This is a genomic window from Streptomyces sp. NPDC024017 (genome assembly GCF_040638895.1).
Lineage (GTDB): Bacteria > Actinomycetota > Actinomycetes > Streptomycetales > Streptomycetaceae > Streptomyces.
This window is the reverse complement of the sequence record NZ_JBEZYZ010000004.1, coordinates 325,066-344,095: the sequence shown is the minus strand read 5'-3', so window position 1 is coordinate 344,095 and position 19,030 is coordinate 325,066. Positions and strand designations below refer to the sequence as shown.

At 72.3% G+C, this 19,030-nt stretch carries 15 protein-coding genes; 10 read left to right on the top strand and 5 right to left on the bottom strand.

Annotated elements, in window-relative coordinates; all coding sequences use genetic code 11:
- The first annotated feature begins 57 nt into the window (after positions 1–57).
- Genes AB0G20_RS12890 through AB0G20_RS12880 form a run of 3 tightly spaced genes read left to right on the top strand, consistent with a single transcriptional unit; the run spans position 58 to position 3,511 of the window.
- Positions 58–1,404: an MFS transporter gene (locus tag AB0G20_RS12890; protein ID WP_361300188.1), complete on the top strand. Its 1,347-nt coding sequence runs from the start codon at positions 58–60 to the stop codon at positions 1,402–1,404.
- Positions 1,401–2,771 (top strand): alpha/beta fold hydrolase, encoded by a 1,371-nt coding sequence (locus AB0G20_RS12885; RefSeq protein ID WP_361300185.1) that lies wholly within the window; start codon positions 1,401–1,403, stop codon positions 2,769–2,771. The genes AB0G20_RS12890 and AB0G20_RS12885 overlap by 4 nt, the downstream gene beginning before the upstream one ends.
- Positions 2,768–3,511, top strand: coding sequence for an IclR family transcriptional regulator (locus AB0G20_RS12880; RefSeq protein WP_361300182.1), 744 nt, complete (start codon positions 2,768–2,770; stop codon positions 3,509–3,511). The genes AB0G20_RS12885 and AB0G20_RS12880 overlap by 4 nt, the downstream gene beginning before the upstream one ends.
- 259 nt (positions 3,512–3,770) lie before the next feature.
- On the opposite strand, the gene AB0G20_RS12875 is transcribed toward AB0G20_RS12880, so the two are convergent.
- The 4 genes from AB0G20_RS12875 to AB0G20_RS12860 all read right to left on the bottom strand — a co-directional run bounded on the left by AB0G20_RS12875 (position 3,771) and on the right by AB0G20_RS12860 (position 7,746).
- Positions 3,771–4,622 carry an oxygenase MpaB family protein gene (locus tag AB0G20_RS12875; protein WP_361300179.1) on the bottom strand — a complete coding sequence of 284 codons (852 nt, stop codon included), beginning with the start codon at positions 4,620–4,622 and terminating at the stop codon, positions 3,771–3,773.
- A 73-nt stretch (positions 4,623–4,695) separates the two neighbouring features.
- The gene (locus AB0G20_RS12870; protein ID WP_361300176.1) at positions 4,696–5,577 is read right to left on the bottom strand and encodes an SDR family oxidoreductase; all 882 of its coding nucleotides are present in this window, start codon (positions 5,575–5,577) and stop codon (positions 4,696–4,698) included.
- 47 nt (positions 5,578–5,624) lie between these two features.
- Positions 5,625–7,244: an NAD(P)/FAD-dependent oxidoreductase gene (locus AB0G20_RS12865; protein WP_361300174.1), complete on the bottom strand. Its 1,620-nt coding sequence runs from the start codon at positions 7,242–7,244 to the stop codon at positions 5,625–5,627.
- Entirely contained in the window at positions 7,237–7,746 is a 510-nt protein-coding gene (locus tag AB0G20_RS12860) for an SRPBCC family protein (RefSeq protein WP_361300171.1), read from the bottom strand. Before AB0G20_RS12860 ends, AB0G20_RS12865 begins: the two co-directional genes overlap by 8 nt.
- 351 nt (positions 7,747–8,097) lie before the next feature.
- Here AB0G20_RS12860 and AB0G20_RS12855 point away from each other — a divergent pair, with 351 nt between their 5' ends.
- A complete protein-coding gene (locus AB0G20_RS12855) occupies positions 8,098–9,492 on the top strand; it encodes a glycoside hydrolase family 16 protein (protein WP_361300168.1) in 1,395 nt (464 codons plus the stop codon).
- A 60-nt stretch (positions 9,493–9,552) separates the two neighbouring features.
- On the opposite strand, the gene AB0G20_RS12850 is transcribed toward AB0G20_RS12855, so the two are convergent.
- The gene (locus AB0G20_RS12850) at positions 9,553–10,446 is read right to left on the bottom strand and encodes an AraC family transcriptional regulator (RefSeq protein WP_361300165.1); all 894 of its coding nucleotides are present in this window, start codon (positions 10,444–10,446) and stop codon (positions 9,553–9,555) included.
- A 160-nt stretch (positions 10,447–10,606) separates the two neighbouring features.
- Between AB0G20_RS12850 and tkt the strand changes: the two genes are divergently transcribed.
- The 6 genes from tkt to gnd are packed head-to-tail and all read left to right on the top strand — an operon-like array spanning position 10,607 to position 19,028.
- On the top strand, positions 10,607–12,682 hold the full coding sequence (tkt, locus tag AB0G20_RS12845; RefSeq protein ID WP_361300162.1) for a transketolase: 2,076 nt from the start codon (positions 10,607–10,609) through the stop codon (positions 12,680–12,682).
- Positions 12,683–12,701: 19 nt separating this feature from the next.
- A complete protein-coding gene (gene tal, locus AB0G20_RS12840; protein WP_361300159.1) occupies positions 12,702–13,847 on the top strand; it encodes a transaldolase in 1,146 nt (381 codons plus the stop codon).
- Positions 13,844–15,517 (top strand): glucose-6-phosphate dehydrogenase, encoded by a 1,674-nt coding sequence (zwf, locus tag AB0G20_RS12835; protein ID WP_361300156.1) that lies wholly within the window; start codon positions 13,844–13,846, stop codon positions 15,515–15,517. The genes tal and zwf overlap by 4 nt, the downstream gene beginning before the upstream one ends.
- Positions 15,514–16,449, top strand: coding sequence for a glucose-6-phosphate dehydrogenase assembly protein OpcA (gene opcA / locus AB0G20_RS12830; RefSeq protein ID WP_361300153.1), 936 nt, complete (start codon positions 15,514–15,516; stop codon positions 16,447–16,449). Before zwf ends, opcA begins: the two co-directional genes overlap by 4 nt.
- The gene (gene pgi, locus AB0G20_RS12825; RefSeq protein WP_361300150.1) at positions 16,442–18,142 is read left to right on the top strand and encodes a glucose-6-phosphate isomerase; all 1,701 of its coding nucleotides are present in this window, start codon (positions 16,442–16,444) and stop codon (positions 18,140–18,142) included. The genes opcA and pgi overlap by 8 nt, the downstream gene beginning before the upstream one ends.
- 1 nt (position 18,143) lies before the next feature.
- Positions 18,144–19,028 (top strand): phosphogluconate dehydrogenase (NAD(+)-dependent, decarboxylating), encoded by an 885-nt coding sequence (gene gnd, locus AB0G20_RS12820; RefSeq protein ID WP_361300147.1) that lies wholly within the window; start codon positions 18,144–18,146, stop codon positions 19,026–19,028.
- Positions 19,029–19,030 lie beyond the last annotated feature (2 nt).

The window sequence follows — 19,030 nt, the reverse complement described above, 5'->3', positions numbered from 1 at the left end:
GCACGATAGATGCATAACTTCACGGACCAACCGCGACCCGTCCCCAGGGAGCTCCCCGTGCAGCCATCCCCGTCAGCCGCTCAGCCATCCCCGGATTCCCGGCAGTTGCGCCGTGTCGCCGTCTCCGGCCTGCTCGGCACGACCGTCGAGTTCTACGACTTCCTCGTCTACGGCACGGTCGCCGCGCTCGTCTTCGGCGACCTGTTCTTCCCCCAGGCCGACCCGGCGGTCGGCACCATCGCGGCGTTCGGAACCTTCGCCGCGGGCTATCTCGCCCGCCCGCTCGGCGGCATCGTCTTCGGCCACTTCGGCGACCGGATCGGGCGCAAGTCGATGATGCTGCTGACCATGGTCCTGATGGGCCTGGGCAGCTTCCTCATCGGCCTGCTGCCGACCTACGACGCCATCGGCGTCTGGGCCCCGGTGCTGCTCGTCGCCCTGCGTGTGGTGCAGGGCATCGCGATCGGCGGCGAGTGGGGCGGCGCGATGCTGATGGTCGTCGAGCACGCCGAGCAGACGCAGGGCTCCCGGCGCGGGCTGTGGTCCAGCTTCACCCAGCTCGGCGCCCCGCTCGGTTCCGTGCTGTCGGCCGGTGTGGTCACCCTCGTCGCCGGCCTGCCCGACGACGAGTTCCGCTCCTGGGGCTGGCGGGTGCCGTTCCTGCTCAGCATCGTGCTGCTGGCCGTCGGACTGTTCGTGCGTCTGAAGGTCGCCGAGAGCCCGCTGTTCGCCCAGGTCAAGCGGGAGCCGGTGGACAAGCCGCCGATCGTGGAGCTGCTGCGCCGCCCGAAGCCCGTGCTGCTGGCCGCCTGCGTCGGCATCGGCGCGTTCACCACGCAGTCGCTGCTGACGAGCTTCATGATCTCCTACGCCGTCGACGAGGGGTACACCCGCCCGCAGGTGCTGACCGCGGTCACCGTCGCCTCCTGCGTGGCCCTCGCCGTCCTGCCCGCCGCGTCCGCGCTGTCGGACCGGGTCGGCCGCCGGCCCGTCGTCCTCGCCGGTGCCGTCGCCTCGGCGGCGCTCGCCTTCCCCGTACTGGCCCTGGTCGACTCCGGCTCGCCCGGCCTGCTCATCCTCGCCCTCGCGCTCGGCCACGGTGTCGCCCAGTCCACGATGTACGGGCCGCTCGGCGCCCTGCTCACCGAGATGTTCGGCACCCGCGTCCGCTACACCGGCGCCTCCCTCGGCTACCAGGCGGCCACCCTGGTCGGCGCCGGTTTCTCCCCGCTGATCGCCGGCAGCCTCCTCGCCTCGTACGGGGGCGGGAGCACGCCCGTCTCGCTGCTGCTGTGCGCGGGCGCGGCGATCACCGCCGTCACCGTGTGGCGGCTGCGCGAGACGCACACGGACGCCCTGGACTCCCCCGCCGCCACCCCCACCCTGGAAGGAATCCCGCGTTGAGGATCCGCCTCGCCCTCCTGACCACCTGCCTCTCCGTGGCGACCGCGCTGCCCGCGCAGGCCGCCGGCGCCACCGACACCCACCTGGAGGGCGAGCTCTCCTCCGGCGCGGTCTACGTGATGGACGTACCCGCGTCCTGGAACGGCACGGTGCTGCTGTACAGCCACGGCTACGCCCCGGCCGGATCCCCCAAGCGGGCCCAGAACACGCCGAGCACGGCCGCCCTGGACAAGCTGCTGGCCGAGGGCTACGCCCTGATCGGCTCCTCGTACGCGACGAACGGCTGGGCCGTCACCGAGGCGGTGCCCGACCAGCTCGCCACGCTGGACCTGTTCACCGAGAAGTTCGGACCGGCCCGGCGGACACTCGCCTGGGGCACCTCGTACGGCGGCTTCGTCACCACCATGCTCGCCGAGCGGCACGCCGACCGCTTCGACGGCTCGGTGTCGATGTGCGGGCTGGTGCAGGGCGGCGTCGCCAACTGGAACAGCACCCTGGACCCGGTGTTCGCACTGCGCACACTGCTCGCCCCGGACTCCGGCATCCGGCTCGCCGGGTTCGCGGACCAGGCCGAGGCGGTCGCCGCCGCGAAGAGCCTCACCACGAAGGTCGACGCCGCCCAGCAGACCCCCGAGGGCCGGGCCCGCATCGGCCTCGCCGCCGCCCTGCACAACATCCCCGGCTACAACGACGCCTCGCAGACGAAGCCGGGCCCCACCGACTGGGGGACCCAGCAGTCCAACCAGTTGGCCGCCGTCCGAGGGCTCATCCAGAGGCCCGCCTTCAGCTGGCGGCAGGAGGCCGAGAGCCGGGCGGGCGGCAACCCGTCCTGGAACACGGGCGTCGACTACGGGGCCATGCTCGCCCGCTCCCCGCTGTACAAAGAGGTGACGGAGCTCTACAAGGAGGCGGGCCTGTCCTTGCACACCGACCTCTCGGCTCTGGGCCGGGCACCCCGGATCTCGGCGGACGCGTCGGCCGTGGAGTGGATGCGCGACACCAGCGTGCCCTCCGGCCGGCTCACCGACCCCCAGCTGAACATCCACACGACGGGTGACGCGCTGATCCCGGTGCAGGCCGAGAGTGCCTACCGGCGGGCGGCCACGGCCGGGGGCTCCGCGGGGCTGCTGCGCCAGGCGTACGTCGACGGCCCCGGCCACTGCACCTTCACCACCGGCGAGACGCTGGGCGCCCTGGACGCCCTGGAAGACCGCCTGGACACGGGCCGCTGGGACGTGTCGCCCGGCACCCTGAACTCCCGCGCGCAGCAGGAGGACCCGACGACCGAGCCCCGCTACGTTTCCTACCGCCCGACCGCCTACCCCCGCCCCTACGACCTCGCCCACCCGGGAGACAACCGGCCATGACCGGGCCCACCGCGCCCGACCGGCTGCTGTCCGTGCTCGCGGCCTTCGACCACGAGCACCCGGCCCTGTGCCTGACGGACATCAGCCGGCGGGCCGGGCTGAGCCTGACCACCGCGCACCGGCTGGTGGGCGCGCTCACCGACTGGGGCGCCCTGGAGCGGGACGAGTCCGGGGTCTACCACGTCGGGCTTCGGCTGTGGGAACTCGCCGCACTCGCCCCGCGCGGCCTCGCCCTGCGGCAGATCGCGCTGCCGTACCTGGAGGACCTGTACGAGGCGACCCACGAGAACGTGCAGCTGGCCGTGCGGGACGGGTCCGACGTCGTCTACATCGAGTGGCTCTCGGGCCGGTCGGCGGTCGGCGTGCACATCCGCGTCGGCGCCCGCTGGCCGCTGCACGCCACCGGCGTCGGACTCGCCCTGCTGGCCCACGGCGACCCGGTGTTCCAGAAGGAGTACTGCGCGGGCGAACTCGCGTCCTTCACCCGGTACACGATCACCGAACCGGAGCGGCTGCGCCGGGCGCTGGCCGAAGTGCGCAGGTCGGGGATCGCGGTGAGCGACCGTCAGGTCACGCAGGACGCCCTGTCGGTGGCCGCGCCGGTACGCGGCGCGGACGGCACGGTGACCGCCGCCGTGTCGATCGTGGTGCCCCACGCGGACGCCCAGGTGCCGGTCCTGGGCCCGGCGGTGCGGGTGGCGGCGCGGGGCATCTCGCGGGCGCTGGGGTGGCAGCCCTGAGCGCTGCCGGGGTTCGCCGGGCCGCTCGCCCCTGGGGTCTGTCGTTTGGATCAGGTCGCAGGGAGGCGACGGTGCTGTTCGACGCCGGTGAGCGGGGTCTGGTGCGTGCAGCTGCAAGGCGGAGGAGGGAGTCGACGCGATGGGGGTCCCTCCCGCGCGAGCGCAGCCGAGCGTGGGGGAGTCGGCAACCGACGACAACACGGCAGAGGCGCGTGCCAGGCCCCGCGTCTGCGGCCTGATCCAAACGACAGGCCCTAGGTCAGGCCTCCCGGGCCGGGGTCATGGCCCAGCGGATGGTCCGGGTCAGGGCCCGGCCGGTGGGACGTACCGCGAGGTCCTCGACGACCGGCAGCCGGGGCAGCCACAGCATGCCGCGCGCCCAGGGCGGGAGCAGGGTGACGGCGTTCGCGGCCAGCCCGCCGTAGAAGGGCCGGACGGCAAGGGGCAGGGGAGGCTGGAACAGCAGGAAGCGGGCGGCGGCCCGGGCCTCGGGCGTGGCCCGCAGTTCGGGCCGGTAGGCGGTCAGGCGTTCGGCCAGTTCGCGGCGGTCCCGCGGTGGGTCGACGCCCCCCAGCGCCTCCGCGACGCGCGCGGTGTCGGCGACGTAGGCGTCGTAGCCGGCGGCGTCCAGGAGACGGGCCCCGTAGCGTTCGTGGGCGCGCAGGAAACTGTCCGTCTCGGCGGCGTGCACCCAGCCGAGCAGATGGGGGTCGGCCGCGTGGTACGGCACGCCCCCGGCCGTCGTGCCGCGGATCCGTTCGTGGATGCCGCGCACGTGGTCGACCGCCTGCTGGGCGTCCGCGGCGGTGCCGTACGTCGTCACGGCCAGGAAGGTGCTGGTGCGCTGCAACCGGCCCCACGGGTCGCCGCGGAAGCCGGAGTGCCCGGCGACCGCCGCCATCGCGAGCGGATGCAGCGACTGCAGGAGCAGGGCGGTCAGCCCGCCGATGAACATCGAGGCGTCGCCGTGAACCGTGCGGATCGGCCGGTCCGGCCCGAACCAGCGCGGGCCGGGGGTGTCGTGGATACGGGCACGGGTCGCGGGCCCGCCGGGACCCGCAACGCGGCGGAACAGGGCCTGGCCCAGCTGGTCACGGACTCCGGTCAGCACGGTCGGCCTCCCTTCTCCTGCTGACCAGTGTCCGGCATGGCCGTGCCCGACCGGACCTGCCGGACCGCCGCCGTCAGGGGCCCGGCCCGGCCGCCGCACGGTCCGCCCGGCCCCCGGCGCCGAGCGGGCCGGTGTAGCGCACCGGGCCCATGGCCTCCAGGCGGGGCAGTTCGCGGCGCGCCACGCGCAGCACCACAGGGGGCATGGCCGGGCGTATCGGCTGGGCCAGCCGCAGCCACGCCGGTGCGTAGACGGCCGTACGCCGCCGCTCCATGCCTCTGACCAGGCGGGCGGCGACCACGTCCACGGGGTACACGCGGCGGGCCGGCGGGGGCATGTGCCTGCGCAGTTCCCGCAGCACGGCGTACCGGTCGGCGTCGCGGATCATGTCGGTGTCCGTCCAGTTGAGGTAGGCGATGCCCACCCCGACCCCGCGGTGCGCCACCTCCGCGCGCAGGGCGTGCGCGAAGGCCTCGACCCCCGCTTTGGACGCGCAGTAGGCGCTCATCAGCGGGGCGGCCCCGATCGAGGCCAGGGAGGCGACCTGGAGGAAGTAGCCCGCCGTGTCGAGCAGGTCCGGCAGGAACGCCCGGGCGGTCTGGGCGCTGCCGGTGAGGTTGACGTCGATCACGCGGCGCCAGGCGGCCGGGTCCGAGGCGAGGAACGCGCCGCCCTCGGCGATGCCGGCGTTCGCCACCACGGCCGAGGGTGGGCCGAGGCGCTCCCGCACGGTGGTTGCCGCGGCCTCCAAGGCGGAGAGGTCGGTGACGTCGGCCTCCAGGGCGAGGGCCGGGCCCGGCAGAGAGGCTGCCACGGCGTCCAGGGCGGTCTTCTCATGGCCGACGAGCGCCACTCGGGCGCCGCGCCGGGCGACTTCGCGGGCCAGTGCCGCGCCCACGCCACGGGCGGCTCCGGTGACGACGATCGTGCGCTCGGCGAGCGGGCTGCTGCGCATGGGCTGCCCTTCCTTCCGGTGCCGGACCCGGCCCTGGAGGGCTGGGTTCAGCGTCTGGCTCCGGTGCGGTCGCGGTGGGCGAGGAGCCGCTGGGCGCCGGCGAGGCCGGGTGGGCGGTTGCGGCGCAGGGCGGCCCGGGCGGCATTGGCTCCGGGTGCGCCGTGCACCCCGCCGCCCGGGTGGGCCCCCGAGGAGGCGAGGTACAGGCCCGGTACCGGTGTCTCCGGGCGGCCGGTGCCGGGCAGGGGGCGGAAGACGAGCTGCTGGTGGATCGCGGTGGTGCCGCCGTTGATGGCGCCGCCCGCGAGATTGCCGTCGAGCGCCTCCAGGGTCGGGGGCGCCAGGACGCGGCGGGCGCGGATCAGGGAGCGGAAGCCGGGCGCGAAGCGTTCCACCTGGCGTTCGACGCGGTCGGCCATGAGTTCCTGGTCCTTGGTGTCCCAGCGGCCGGTGATGCCCTCGTCGGCGGCGTCGGCCTGGATCTCGTGGGGGATGTGGGTGTAGGCCCAGGCCGATTCGGTGCCCTGCGGAGAACGGGAGGCGTCGGAGGTGGTCATCTGGCCGAAGATCAGGAACGGCCGGTCCGGGACCTGCCGCATGGCGATCTGCGCGGCGAAGCGCGTCAGCTCGTCCATGCCGTCGGCGAGGTGCACGGTACCGGCCCGGGTCGCCTCCTCCGCCTGCCAGGGCACCGGGCCGTCGAGTGCCCAGTCGACCTTGAAGGTGGCGAAGTCCCACTGGAAGCGCCGCAGGTCGTCCAGGAGCTGCGCGGGCAGGTGCTCGGGGTCGACCAGCTCGCCGTACAGGGCGGGCACCGACACGTCCGCCAGTACCGCCCGGCGGGCCGGCACCGCGTCGCCGGCCGCGGTCCGCACGCCGACGGCCCGCCCGCCGCGGACGACGACGTGCTCGACGCGCTGCCCGCAGCGCACCCGGCCGCCCCGGGTCTGCAGGCGGTGCACCAGGGCCGAGGTCAGCGCGCCGGAGCCGCCGGCCGGGACCGGGAAGCCGTAGGTCTGGCCCAGCATGGCCATCAGCCAGCCGAAGCCGCCGCTGCCCGCCGACTCGGGGGCGAGGTCGGCGTGCAGGGCGTTGCCGGCCAGCAGCAGGCGGCCGCCCTGGCCGCGGAACTCCTCCTCCCCCAGGCGGCGCACCGGCAGGACCAGGGAGCGCGCCATGCGCAGGCCGCCCGCCGCCCGCAGCCGCAGCGCCAGCCGCGCCGTGGCGCGGACGGGCGGGAACGGGGTGAACAGGGCGGCCAGGAGGCCGGGGCCCAGGTTCTGCCACACCTCGTGCAGCCGCTGCCAGGCGGCTCCGTCGCCCGGCTCGAAGGTGTCGAGGGACGCCGCGGTGGTCTCGATGTTCCGGTCCAGGACGGCGCAGCTGCCGTCGGTGAGGGGGTGGGCCAGCACGCTGGGCGCGTGGCTCCAGCGCAGTCCGTGCTCCTCGGGGTGCAGCGCGGCCAGGACGGGCGAGGCGGCCGCGAGGGGGTAGAAGGAGCTGAACAGGTCGTTGACGAAGGCCGGGTCGACGCCCCGGTCGTGGCGCACGGCGCCGCCCGGTTCGGGCTGCTCCTCCAGCACCTCGACGCTCCACCCGGCGTCCGCGAGGACGTTGGCGGCCACCAGGCCGTTGGGCCCTGCGCCGATCACCACCGCGTCAGGCATGGCCGGCTCCGTCCGCGTCGGGTCGCACGGTCACCTGGCCCAGGGCGCGGCGCCGACCTCCCGGGTTCTGCGCCTCGGCCTCGCACAGCCTGGCCAGGCGGGACAGCATGGCCCGGTGGCGCAGCTGGATCAGCGCCTCGAAGCCGACGTTGTGCATGCGCCCGCCCGCGCCCCGCAGGGGATGCTCGTCCACGATCACCAGGCAGTGTTCGCCCCAGGGCCGCAGCTCGATCGCGATGCGTGCCGTGCCGAGCGCACCGGCGGCGGCCTCCAGCTCCAGCCGGGTGCCTTCCTCGCAGTAGCGGACGACCGTCTCGTTGTCGAGCCGTACCGGGCCCAGCCGGACCTGGTAGCTGATCGCCGCGCCCGTGCGCGGCCACTGTCCGCGCACGGGGTGGGACTCGGAGGTTCCCACCACCCACTCCGCGTAGCGGTAGCCGTCGGCGAGGACGTCCCACACGGCGCCGGGGCCGACTCGGATCAGGTGATGACGTACGGCCACGGATGCCTCCAGCTGCCTCGACCGGTAGTCCGTCGTCCACCCCGAGTGCCCAGGAAGCCCTTGTTCAACAGCGCGGCCCCTCGGCAGGAGGGCGGCGGCAGCGCGGCCGCCGAAGCAGTGGTCGAGGGGGCCGCCACGTCCTCTGAGAGCGCTCTCAATGGACCTCACCCCCCACCCCTCTGCCCTACCCGCAACTCCCCGGCCGCCCAGCCCTGTTCAAGCTGTGCACCCATCAACCGCCGTCGTACTTTTCCCGGCTTTACCTCTTGACGCCCCGAGCAGCGTGGAGCACATTGACGGCACTTTGAGAGCGCTCTCACCTCCCGCATCCGATCCGAGAGGCATCCCCACATGAGCGACACCACCGGCACCTCCCCCAGACGGCGCCCCTTCCGGCAGGCGTTCGTCGCCGTCGTCAGCACGCTCGGCCTCGCGGCGGCCGCCTCCACGGTCGCCACTCCGTCCGCGAACGCCTCCGCGCCGACACCCCCGTCGGACTGGACGCAGGTGTTCGTGGACGACTTCAACGGCGCCGCCGGCACCGGCGTCAACACCTCCAATTGGCAGTACGCGACCGGCAAGGGCTACCCGGGCGGCCCCGCCAACTGGGGCACCGGCGAGATCGAGACGATGACGAACAGCACCGACAACGTCTCCCTCGACGGCAACGGCAACCTCCGCATCACGCCCCGGCGGGACGCCGCCGGCAACTGGACCTCCGGCCGGATCGAGACCAACCGCACCGACTTCCAGCCCCCGGCCGGCGGCAAGCTCCGCGTCGAGTCGCGCATCCAGGTGCCGAACGTCACCGGCGCCGCCGCCAAGGGCTACTGGCCGGCGTTCTGGATGCTGGGCGCCCCGTACCGCGGCGACTACTGGAACTGGCCGGCGGTCGGCGAGCTGGACATCATGGAGAACACCCAGGGCATGAACACGGTGTTCGCGACGATGCACTGCGGCACCTCCCCGGGCGGCCCCTGCAACGAGACCAGCGGCATCGGCAGTTCGACCACCTGCCAGGGCACCTCCTGCCAGGCCGGCTTCCACACGTACCGGATGGAGTGGGACCGCTCGACGAGCGTCGAGGAGATCCGCTTCTACCTGGACGGCGTCAACTTCCACACGGTGCGCGCCAACCAGGTCGACGCGACGACCTGGAAGAACGCCACCGACCACGGCTTCTTCGTCATCCTGAACGTCGCGATGGGCGGCGGCTTCCCCGACGCGTTCGGCGGCGGCCCGGACGCCGGGACCCAGCCGGGGCACTCGATGGTCGTCGACTACGTGCAGGTGCTGTCGTCCGGCGGCGGCACCACGCCTCCCCCGACGGGCAACCGCGACGCCTACGGCACCATCCAGGCCGAGTCCTACGACGGCCAGTCCGGCGTGATCACCGAGACGACGGCCGACTCCGGCGGCGGCCAGAACGTCGGCGCGCTGGCCAACGGCGACTGGCTGCACTTCAAGGGCGTGAACTTCGGCTCCTCGGCGGCCCGGCAGTTCAGTGCCCGGGTCGCGAGCGGAGCGGCGGGCGGCGTCAGCGGGCTGGTCGAAGTGCGATTGGACAGTCGCAGCAACGCGCCGGTCGGGAGCTTCGCGGTGGGTGGCACCGGGGGCTGGCAGTCGTGGCGGACCGTCCCGGCGAACATCAGTGCCGTGACGGGAACGCACGACGTGTATCTGACCTTCACCAGCGGTCAGCCGGCGGACTTCGTGAACGTCAACTGGTTCACCTTCGGGCACTGACCCTCTCCGACGGGGGCTCCACGCACGCGTGGGGCCCCTCTTCGCTGTGCCCGGGCGCCCTCAGCGCAGTTCCGCCCGGAAGGCCGCCGGGGTCTGGTCGGTGTGCTGGTGGAAGAACTTGGAGAAGTTCGCGGCGTCGGGGAAGCCGACCGCCACGCCGACCCGGCCGATGGGCAGTTCGGTGTGGGCGAGGAGCCGTTTGGCCTCCAGGACCACGCGCTTGTCGATGAACGCCTTGGGCGTCTCACCGGTCGCGGCGCGCACCGCGCGGACCAGGGTGCGGCGGGAGTAGCCGAGCGCGTCGGCATAGGCGCTGACGCTGTGGTTGGTGGCGAAGTCCCGTTCCACGGCGTCCCGGAAGAGGGTGAAGGTGGAGTCGGACCGCTGCCGCAGGGCCTGGGCCGAACTCGCCGCGAGGTGGGCGAGCCGCAGCAGGAACGCCGTCAGCGCATGACGCAGGACGGCGGTGTGCAGGCTGAGCGGGAGCGTGGCCGTGTCCTCGTACTCGCGCCGCAGCTGTGCCAGCGCGGCTTCCAGACCGGCGAGTTGGGCCGCGTCGGGGCGCAACAGGGGCGGCAGGTCGTAGCGGTACAGGCCGGTTGCCTCCACGGTCGCGCGGGGCAGGAAGCCGGGCTGCATGGTCAGCACGGTTCCGCGGTACTCGCTGGTGCGGGAGAAGCGGTGGACCTGCCCCGGGCGGATCCACAGCAGGTCCCCGGCCATGGCCTCGTACTCGGTGAAGTCGACCATGTGCCGGACCGGGCCCGCGCCGAACAGCATCACGACGTGGAAGTCGATGCGGTGCACGCGCTCCAGCGGCGCGTCGGCATGCCAGGTGCGGCCGGTCCCCATCGGGCCGACCTGCATGCCGACACCGCCGACGCTGAGTTCGACCGGGAAGGGGAACGTTCTGATCCCGTCGCCGCCTTGGATGCTTCTGTCCGCGATGTCCATCAAGTACCCCTCGTCCCGCCCCGCTCGCGTGCCCTGCTGCCGGTGGGTGTCCCACTTTCACCACAGGCTGGCACACCGCGACCTTCCGTCATAAAAGTCAGACTTTTAAATTTGAACGCGTCAGACCAGCCACTTCGCTCCTATCGAGGACTTCTTGAAGATGAGCACGCAGACAGCGGACCGCTTCGAATGGACCGAACTCGACCGGCGTGCCGTCGACACCGCCCGTCTCCTGGCGGCGGATGCCGTCCAGCGGGTCGGCAACGGCCACCCCGGTACCGCGATGAGCCTGGCCCCGGCCGCCTACACGATCTTTCAGAAGGTGATGCGGCACGACCCCGCCGATCCCGAGTGGCCCGGCCGTGACCGCTTCGTCCTGTCCCCCGGACACACCTCGCTGACCCTCTACACGCAGCTCTACCTCGCGGGCTACGAGCTGGAGCTGGACGACCTGAAGGCGTTCCGCACGCACGGCTCCAAGACGCCCGGCCACCCCGAGTACGGGCACACCGCGGGTGTGGAGACCACCACGGGCCCGCTCGGCCAGGGCGTCGCGAACGCCGTCGGCATGGCGATGGCCGCCCGCTACGAGCGCGGCCTGTTCGACCCGGAGGCCCCCGAGGGCGACTCCCCCTTCGACCACACGATCTGGGCGATCGTCTCCGACGGCGACCTCCAGGAGGGCGTCTCCGCCGAGGCCTCCTCGCTCGCCGGCCACCAGAAGCTCGGCAACCTGGTCTTCCTCTACGACGACAACCACATCTCCATCGAGGGCGACACCGCGACCGCGTTCTCCGAGGACGTGCTGAAGCGCTACGAGGCCTACGGCTGGCACGTGCAGCGGATCACGCCCGCCGAGGACGGCGACGTCGACGTGCACGCGCTGTACGCGGCGCTGAGGGCGGCTCAGGCCGAGACCGAGCGCCCCTCGATCATCGCGATGCGCACGATCATCGCCTGGCCCGCCCCGAACGCACGGAACACCGAGGCCTCCCACGGCTCGGCGCTCGGCGAGGCCGAGGTCGCGGCCACCAAGCGCCTCCTCGGCTTCGACCCGGAGCAGTCCTTCGAGGTCGCCGACGAGGTACTGGCCCACACCCGCCTGGCCCTGGACCGGGGCGCCGAGGCGCGCACCGCCTGGGACAAGCGGATCGCCGCCTGGCGGGGCGAGAACCCGGAGCGGGCCGCCACGTTCGACCGTGTCAGCAAGGGCCAGCTGCCCGAGGGCTGGGAGGACGCGCTGCCGGTGTTCGAGCCGGGCAAGGCGGTCGCCACGCGTGCCGCCTCCGGCAAGGTCCTGCAGGCGCTCGGCCCGGTCGTCCCCGAGCTGTGGGGCGGCTCCGCCGACCTGGCCGGCTCCAACAACACCACCATCGACAAGACCAGCTCGTTCCTCCCGAAGGGCAACCCGCTGCCGGAGGCCGACCCGTACGGCCGCACCGTGCACTTCGGCATCCGCGAGTTCTCCATGGCCGCGGAGATGAACGGCATCGCGCTGCACGGCAACACCCGGATCTACGGCGGCACCTTCCTGGTCTTCTCCGACTACATGCGCAACGCCGTGCGGATGTCGGCCCTGATGCAGCTGCCGGTGACGTACGTGTGGACGCACGACTCCATCGGCCTGGGCGAGGACGGCCCGACCCACCAGCCGGTCGAGCACCTCGCCAGTCTCCGCGCCATCCCGGGCCTGAACGTCGTACGTCCCGCCGACGCCAACGAGACCGCGGTCGTCTGGGCCGAGATCCTCAAGCGGCACAGCACCGCCCCGGCCCCGCACGGCCTCGCGCTCACCCGCCAGGGCGTGCCCACGTACGAGCCGGACCCGGACGCGGCGCGCGGTGGTTACGTGAGGTTCGAGGCGGAGGGCGGCGAGCCTCAGGTGATCCTGATCGCCACCGGGTCCGAGGTGCACGTCGCCGCCGGGGCGCGCGATCTCCTCCAGGCCGTCGGCGTGCCCACCCGGGTCGTGTCGATGCCGTCCGTGGAGTGGTTCGAGGAGCAGCCGCGCTCCTACCGCGACAGCGTGCTGCCGCCGTCCGTGAAGGCCCGGGTCGCCGTCGAGGCGGGGATCGGCCTGACCTGGTACCGGTTCGTGGGGGACGCGGGACGCATCGTCTCCCTGGAGCACTTCGGTGCCTCCGCCGACGCCAAGACCCTGTTCGCCGAGTACGGCTTCACCCCCGAGAACGTCGTCGCCGCCGCGCGGGAATCCCTGACCGCCGCCCGTGGCTGATCCGACCGCCCGAAAGAAGATGATCACTGTGACCGAAGCGACCGCGAGCGCGGGAGCACTCAAGCGCCTGTCCGACGAGGGCGTGTCGATCTGGCTCGACGACCTGTCGCGCCGGCGGATCGAGTCCGGCAACCTGGCCGAGCTCGTCGCCACGAGGAACGTCGTCGGCGTCACCACCAACCCGTCCATCTTCCAGGCCGCCATCGGTTCCGGCGCGGGCTACGAGGAGCAGCTCGCCGACCTGGCGGTGCGCGGTGTGACCGTCGACGAGGCCGTCCGGATGATGACGACCGCCGACGTCCGGGCCGCCGCCGACGTCCTGCGGCCGGTGTACGAGGCCACCGGCGGCCGGGACGGCCGGGTCTCCATCGAGGTCGACCCCCGGCTGGCCCACGACACGAGGGCGACCGTCGCCGAGGCCCGGCAGCTGGCCTGGCTGGTGGACCGCCCCAACGTGATGATCAAGATCCCGGCGACGAAGGCGGGCCTGCCGGCGATCACCGAGGTGATCGGAGCGGGTATCAGTGTGAACGTGACACTGATCTTCTCGCTGGAGCGCTACGGCGAGGTCATGGACGCCTACCTCGCCGGCCTGGAGCGGGCGCGGACGGCCGGCCTGGACCTGTCGGGCATTCACTCGGTCGCGTCGTTCTTCGTCTCCCGTGTGGACGCCGAGATCGACAAGCGGCTGACGCTGCTGGGCACGGACGAGGCCCTCGCCCTGAAGGGCAGGGCGGCCCTGGCCAACGCGCGGCTCGCCTACGAGGCGTACGAACAGGTCTTCGCCGGGCCGCGCTGGCAGGCCCTGGAGGACGCCCGCGCGAACCGGCAGCGCCCCCTTTGGGCCTCCACCGGTGTGAAGGACCCCGCCTACAAGGACACCCTGTACGTGGACGAGCTGGTCGCCCCCGGGACGGTCAACACCATGCCGGAGGCCACGCTGAACGCCGTCGCCGACCACGGCGACGTCCAGGGCGACACCGTCACCGGCGGTTACGACCGGGCCCGTGCGGACCTGGCGGCCGTCGAACGGCTCGGCATTGCATACGACGAGGTGGTGCGGCAACTGGAGGACGAGGGCGTGGCCAAGTTCGAGGTGGCCTGGCAGGACCTGCTGGACGCGGTCACCAAGTCCTTGAACAGCAAGGGAGTTGACGCGGAATGAGCGAGGGCATCCCCCAGACGGCCGAGCAGGAGACCAAGGGGACCAAGGAGGAGAAGGAGGCCCTGGCGGCCCAGGAGGCGGCCGGGGTCGAGCAGACCGGGGTGAGCGGCACGGCCGGTGCCGGCCCGCGCCCGGAGTACACCGAGGCCGACTTCGTCAATCCCCTGCGCGATGCGCGCGACCGCCGGCTGCCGAGGATCGCGGGCCCGTCCGGGCTCGTCATCTTCGGCGTGACCGGCGACCTGTCCCGCAAGAAGCTGATGCCGGCCGTGTACGACCTGGCCAACCGGGGTCTGCTGCCGCCGGGCTTCTCCCTGGTGGGCTTCGCCCGCCGGGACTGGGAGGACCAGGACTTCGCGCAGGTGGTGCACGACGCGGTCCGCGAGCACGCGCGGACCCCGTTCCGCGAGGAGGTCTGGCAGCAGCTCGCCGAGGGCATGCGGTTCATCCCCGGCGACTTCGACGACGACACGGCGTTCAAGCAGCTGCGTTCCGCCGTCGAGGAGCTGGACGCCTCCCGGGGCACCAGCGGCAACTACGCCTTCTACCTCTCGGTGCCGCCGAAGTTCTTCCCGAAGGTCGTCCAGCAGCTGAAGAAGCACAAGCTGGCCAGCGCTCCCGAGGGATCCTGGCGCCGGGCGGTCATCGAGAAGCCGTTCGGGCACGACCTGGGGTCGGCCGAGGAGCTCAACGCGATCGTGCACGACGTGTTCGACCCGGAGCAGGTCTTCCGCATCGACCACTACCTCGGCAAGGAGACCGTCCAGAACCTCCTGGCGCTGCGTTTCGCCAACCAGATGTTCGAGCCGATCTGGAACCGGTCGTACGTCGACCACGTGCAGATCACCATGGCCGAGGACATCGGCATCGGCGGCCGGGCCGGCTACTACGACGGCATCGGCGCCGCCCGTGACGTCATCCAGAACCACCTGCTCCAGCTGATGGCGCTCACCGCGATGGAGGAACCGGCCGCCTTCGACGCCGCCTCGCTGCTCACCGAGAAGCTGAAGGTCCTCAAGGCGGTGCGGCTGCCGCAGGACCTCGGGCAGGGCACCGTGCGCGGGCAGTACGCGGCGGCCTGGCAGGGCGGTGCGAAGGTGCGCGGCTATCTGGAGGAGGACGGCATCGACCAGGCCTCCACGACGGACACGTACGCCGCGGTCAGGCTCCAGGTGGACAACCGCCGCTGGGCCGGCGTCCCGTTCTACCTGCGCACCGGCAAGCGGCTGGGCCGCCGGGTGACGGAGATCGCGGTGGTGTTCCAGCGGGCGCCGCACTCCCCCTTCGACTCCACCGCGACCGAGGAGCTCGGCTCCAACGCGATCGTCATCCGCGTCCAGCCGGACGAGGGCATGACGGTCCGCTTCGGCTCCAAGGTGCCGGGTACGTCGATGGAGATCAGGGACGTCACGATGGACTTCGCCTACGGCGAGTCGTTCACCGAGTCGAGCCCCGAGGCGTACGAACGGCTGATCCTTGACGTCCTCCTGGGCGACGCCAACCTGTTCCCCCGTCACCAGGAAGTGGAAGAGTCCTGGAAGATCCTCGACCCGATCGAGCAGTACTGGGCCACGCACGGCCGGCCCGCGCAGTACGCCTCGGGCAGTTGGGGACCCGAGGAAGCCGACGAGATGCTCGCACGAGACGGACGGAGCTGGCGCAGGCCATGAAGATCGACCTGACCGACACCACGGCAAGCAAGATCAACAAGGCGCTGGTGCAGGGGCGCCGCGCCATCGGCACGCCCGCGGTGGGCATGGTCCTGACGATGGTGATCGTCACGGACGAGGAGAACGCCTACGACGCGATCAAGGCGGCCGAGGAGGCCTCGCACGAGCACCCCTCGCGCACCCTGGTGGTCATCAAGCGGCACGCCCGCACCCCGCGCGACCGCCAGTCCTCCCGCCTGGACGCCGAGGTCCGGGTGGGCGCCGACGCGGGCACCGGCGAGACGGTGATCCTGCGGACCTACGGCGAGGTGTCCGACCACGCCGACTCGGTGGTGCTGCCGCTGCTGCTCCCGGACGCCCCGGTGGTGGTCTGGTGGCCGGTGGACGCCCCCGAGGTGCCCTCGAAGGACCCGCTCGGGGCACTGGCCCAGCGGCGGATCACCGACCTGTACGCCGTCGAGAACCCCCTGGAGACGCTCCAGGCCAGGGTCCACTCCTACGCGCCCGGTGACACCGACCTCGCCTGGACCCGGCTGACGCCCTGGCGTTCGATGCTGGCGGCGGCGCTGGACCAGGCCCGGGCGCGGATCGTCTCGGCGGCGGTGGAGGCCGAGGCCGAGAACCCGGCCGCCGAGCTGCTGGCCCGCTGGCTGGAGGCGCGGCTGCACGTCCGGGTCGACCGCGTGGTCACCGCCGGGCCGGTCGTGACGGCCGTGCGCCTGGGCACGCAGAGCGGCGAGATCGTCATCGACCGCCCCGAGGGGCCGCTGGCCACGCTGACCCTGCCGGGCCAGCCGTCGCGCACCCTCGCGCTGAAGGTCCGTGCCACCTCCGAACTCATCGCCGAGGAGCTCCGGCGCCTCGACGCGGACGAGATGTACGCCATCGCCCTGAACGGCGAGGCAACCGAGGAGACCCCTGCTCATGTCTGACTCCCCCTCCGGTTCCCCGAGGCTCGACCGGCGGCCCGAGTGGACCGCCCTGGAGGACCACCGCAAGGACGCCCTGCCGCAGCCGGACCTGCGTGAGCTGTTCGCGGCGGACCCGGGGCGTGCCGAGCGCTACGTCGTGCACGTGGGCGACCTGCGGATCGACTACTCCAAGCACCTGGTCACCGACGAGACGCTGGCCCTGCTCCAGGAGCTGGCCGCCGCGACCGGCGTGTCCGGGCTGCGGGACGCCATGTTCCGCGGCGAGAGGATCAACACCACCGAGAACCGGGCCGTGCTGCACACCGCGCTGCGCGCCCCGCGGGACGCCGTGATCGAGGTCGACGGCGAGAACGTCGTCCCGGGCGTGCACGCCGTGCTCGACAGGATGGCCGCCTTCGCGGACCGGGTGCGCTCGGGTGAGTGGACCGGCCACACCGGCAAGCGCATCCGCAACGTCGTCAACATCGGCATCGGCGGCTCGGACCTGGGCCCGGCGATGGCGTACGAGGCGCTGCGGCCGTTCACCGCGCGGGAGCTGACGTTCCGCTTCGTGTCGAACGTGGACGGCTCGGACCTGCACGAGGCGGTGCGCGACCTGGACCCAGCGGAGACGCTGTTCATCGTCGCGTCCAAGACCTTCACCACGATCGAGACGATCACCAACGCGACCTCGGCGCGCTCCTGGCTGCTGGAGGGCCTGGGGGCTGGGGGCACCTCCCGCTCGAGCGAAGCCGAGAGTGGGGGAGAGAAGGCCGTGGCGAAGCACTTCGTCGCCCTGTCGACCAACGCCGAGAAGGTCTCCGGCTTCGGCATCGACGTCGACAACATGTTCGAGTTCTGGGACTGGGTCGGCGGCCGCTACTCGTACGACTCCGCGATCGGCCTGTCCCTGATGATCGCGATCGGCCCGGACCGCTTCCGGGAGATGCTCGACGGCTTCCGCATCGTCGACGAGCACTTCCGCAACGCCCCCGCGGAGGCCAACGCCCCGCTCATCATGGGCCTGCTGGGCATCTGGTACGGCAACTTCCACGACGCCCAGTCGCACGCGGTGCTGCCCTACAGCCACTACCTGTCCAAGTTCACCGCCTACCTCCAGCAGCTCGACATGGAGTCCAACGGCAAGTCGGTGGACCGCGACGGGAACCCGGTGGACTGGCAGACCGGGCCGGTGGTGTGGGGCACGCCCGGCACCAACGGGCAGCACGCCTACTACCAGTTGATCCACCAGGGCACCAAGCTCATCCCGGCCGACCTGATCGGCTTCGCCCGGCCCGTCGCCGAGCTGAGCGACGAACTGAAGGCGCAGCACGACCTGCTGATGGCCAACCTGTTCGCACAGGGGCAGGCGCTCGCCTTCGGCAAGACCGCCGAGGAGGTGCGCGCGGAGGGCGTGCCCGAGGAGCAGGTGCCGCACCGCACCTTCCGGGGCAACCACCCGACCACGACGATCCTCGCCACCGAACTGACCCCGTCGGTCCTCGGCCAGCTGGTCGCCCTCTACGAGCACAAGGTGTTCGTGCAGGGCGCCGTCTGGAACATCGACTCCTTCGACCAGTGGGGCGTGGAGCTCGGCAAGGTGCTCGCCAAGCGCGTCGAGCCCGCCCTGACCGAGGGCGCCGACGTCCCCGGTCTCGACCCGTCCACGGCCGCGCTGGTGGCCGCCTACCGCACACTTCGGGAAGTGAACTGACATGCAGATCGGTCTTGTGGGTCTCGGCAAGATGGGCGGCAACATGCGCGAGCGCCTGCGCAACGCCGGCCACACCGTCATCGGCTACGACACCAACCCCGAGAAGTCCGACGCCAGCAGCCTGGCCGACCTCGTCAACCAGCTGGAAGCGCCCCGCACGGTCTGGGTCATGGTCCCGGCCGGCGAGGTCACCCAGCACGTCATCGACCAGCTCGCGGGCCTCCTGAAGCCGTACGACACGGTGGTCGACGGCGGCAACTCCCGCTGGACGGACGACGAGAAGCACGCCGAGGAGTTGAGCAAGCGCGGCATCGGCTTCGTCGACGCGGGCGTCTCGGGCGGCGTGTGGGGCCTGAAGAACGGCTACGCCCTGATGGTCGGCGGCGAGAAGGAGTACGTCGACCCGCTGCGGCCGATCTTCGAGGCGCTCAAGCCGGAGGGCCCGTACGGCTTCGTCCACGCGGGCAAGGTGGGCGCCGGGCACTTCGCGAAGATGGTCCACAACGGCATCGAGTACGCGATGATGCAGGCCTACGCCGAGGGCTGGGAGCTGCTGGAGGCCGTGGACTCGGTGGACAACGTCCGCGAGGTGTTCCGCTCCTGGCAGGACGGCACCGTCATCCGCTCCTGGCTGCTGGACCTGGCGGTGGACGCCCTGGACGAGGACGAGCACCTGGAGGAGCTCCGGGGCTATGCCCAGGACTCCGGCGAGGGACGCTGGACCGTGGAAGCCGCGATCGACAACTCCGTACCGCTGCCCGCGATCACCGCCTCCCTCTACTCCCGGTTCGCCTCCCGGCAGGACGACTCGCCGCAGATGAAGATGATCGCGGCGCTGCGCAACCAGTTCGGCGGCCACGCCGTCGAGTCCGCGAAGAAGGCGTAGGA

Excerpts from the sequence above, each read along its gene's own strand:
- tal (WP_361300159.1), top strand. The coding sequence starts at position 12,702 with ATGATCACTGTGACCGAAGCGACCGCGAGCGCGGGAGCACTCAAGCGC.
- AB0G20_RS12855 (WP_361300168.1), top strand. The coding sequence starts at position 8,098 with ATGAGCGACACCACCGGCACCTCCCCCAGACGGCGCCCCTTCCGGCAG.
- pgi (WP_361300150.1), top strand. The coding sequence starts at position 16,442 with ATGTCTGACTCCCCCTCCGGTTCCCCGAGGCTCGACCGGCGGCCCGAG.
- opcA (WP_361300153.1), top strand. The coding sequence starts at position 15,514 with ATGAAGATCGACCTGACCGACACCACGGCAAGCAAGATCAACAAGGCG.
- AB0G20_RS12880 (WP_361300182.1), top strand. The coding sequence starts at position 2,768 with ATGACCGGGCCCACCGCGCCCGACCGGCTGCTGTCCGTGCTCGCGGCC.
- AB0G20_RS12865 (WP_361300174.1), bottom strand. The coding sequence starts at position 7,244 with ATGCCTGACGCGGTGGTGATCGGCGCAGGGCCCAACGGCCTGGTGGCC.
- AB0G20_RS12850 (WP_361300165.1), bottom strand. The coding sequence starts at position 10,446 with ATGGACATCGCGGACAGAAGCATCCAAGGCGGCGACGGGATCAGAACG.
- zwf (WP_361300156.1), top strand. The coding sequence starts at position 13,844 with ATGAGCGAGGGCATCCCCCAGACGGCCGAGCAGGAGACCAAGGGGACC.
- tkt (WP_361300162.1), top strand. The coding sequence starts at position 10,607 with ATGAGCACGCAGACAGCGGACCGCTTCGAATGGACCGAACTCGACCGG.
- gnd (WP_361300147.1), top strand. The coding sequence starts at position 18,144 with ATGCAGATCGGTCTTGTGGGTCTCGGCAAGATGGGCGGCAACATGCGC.
- AB0G20_RS12870 (WP_361300176.1), bottom strand. The coding sequence starts at position 5,577 with ATGCGCAGCAGCCCGCTCGCCGAGCGCACGATCGTCGTCACCGGAGCC.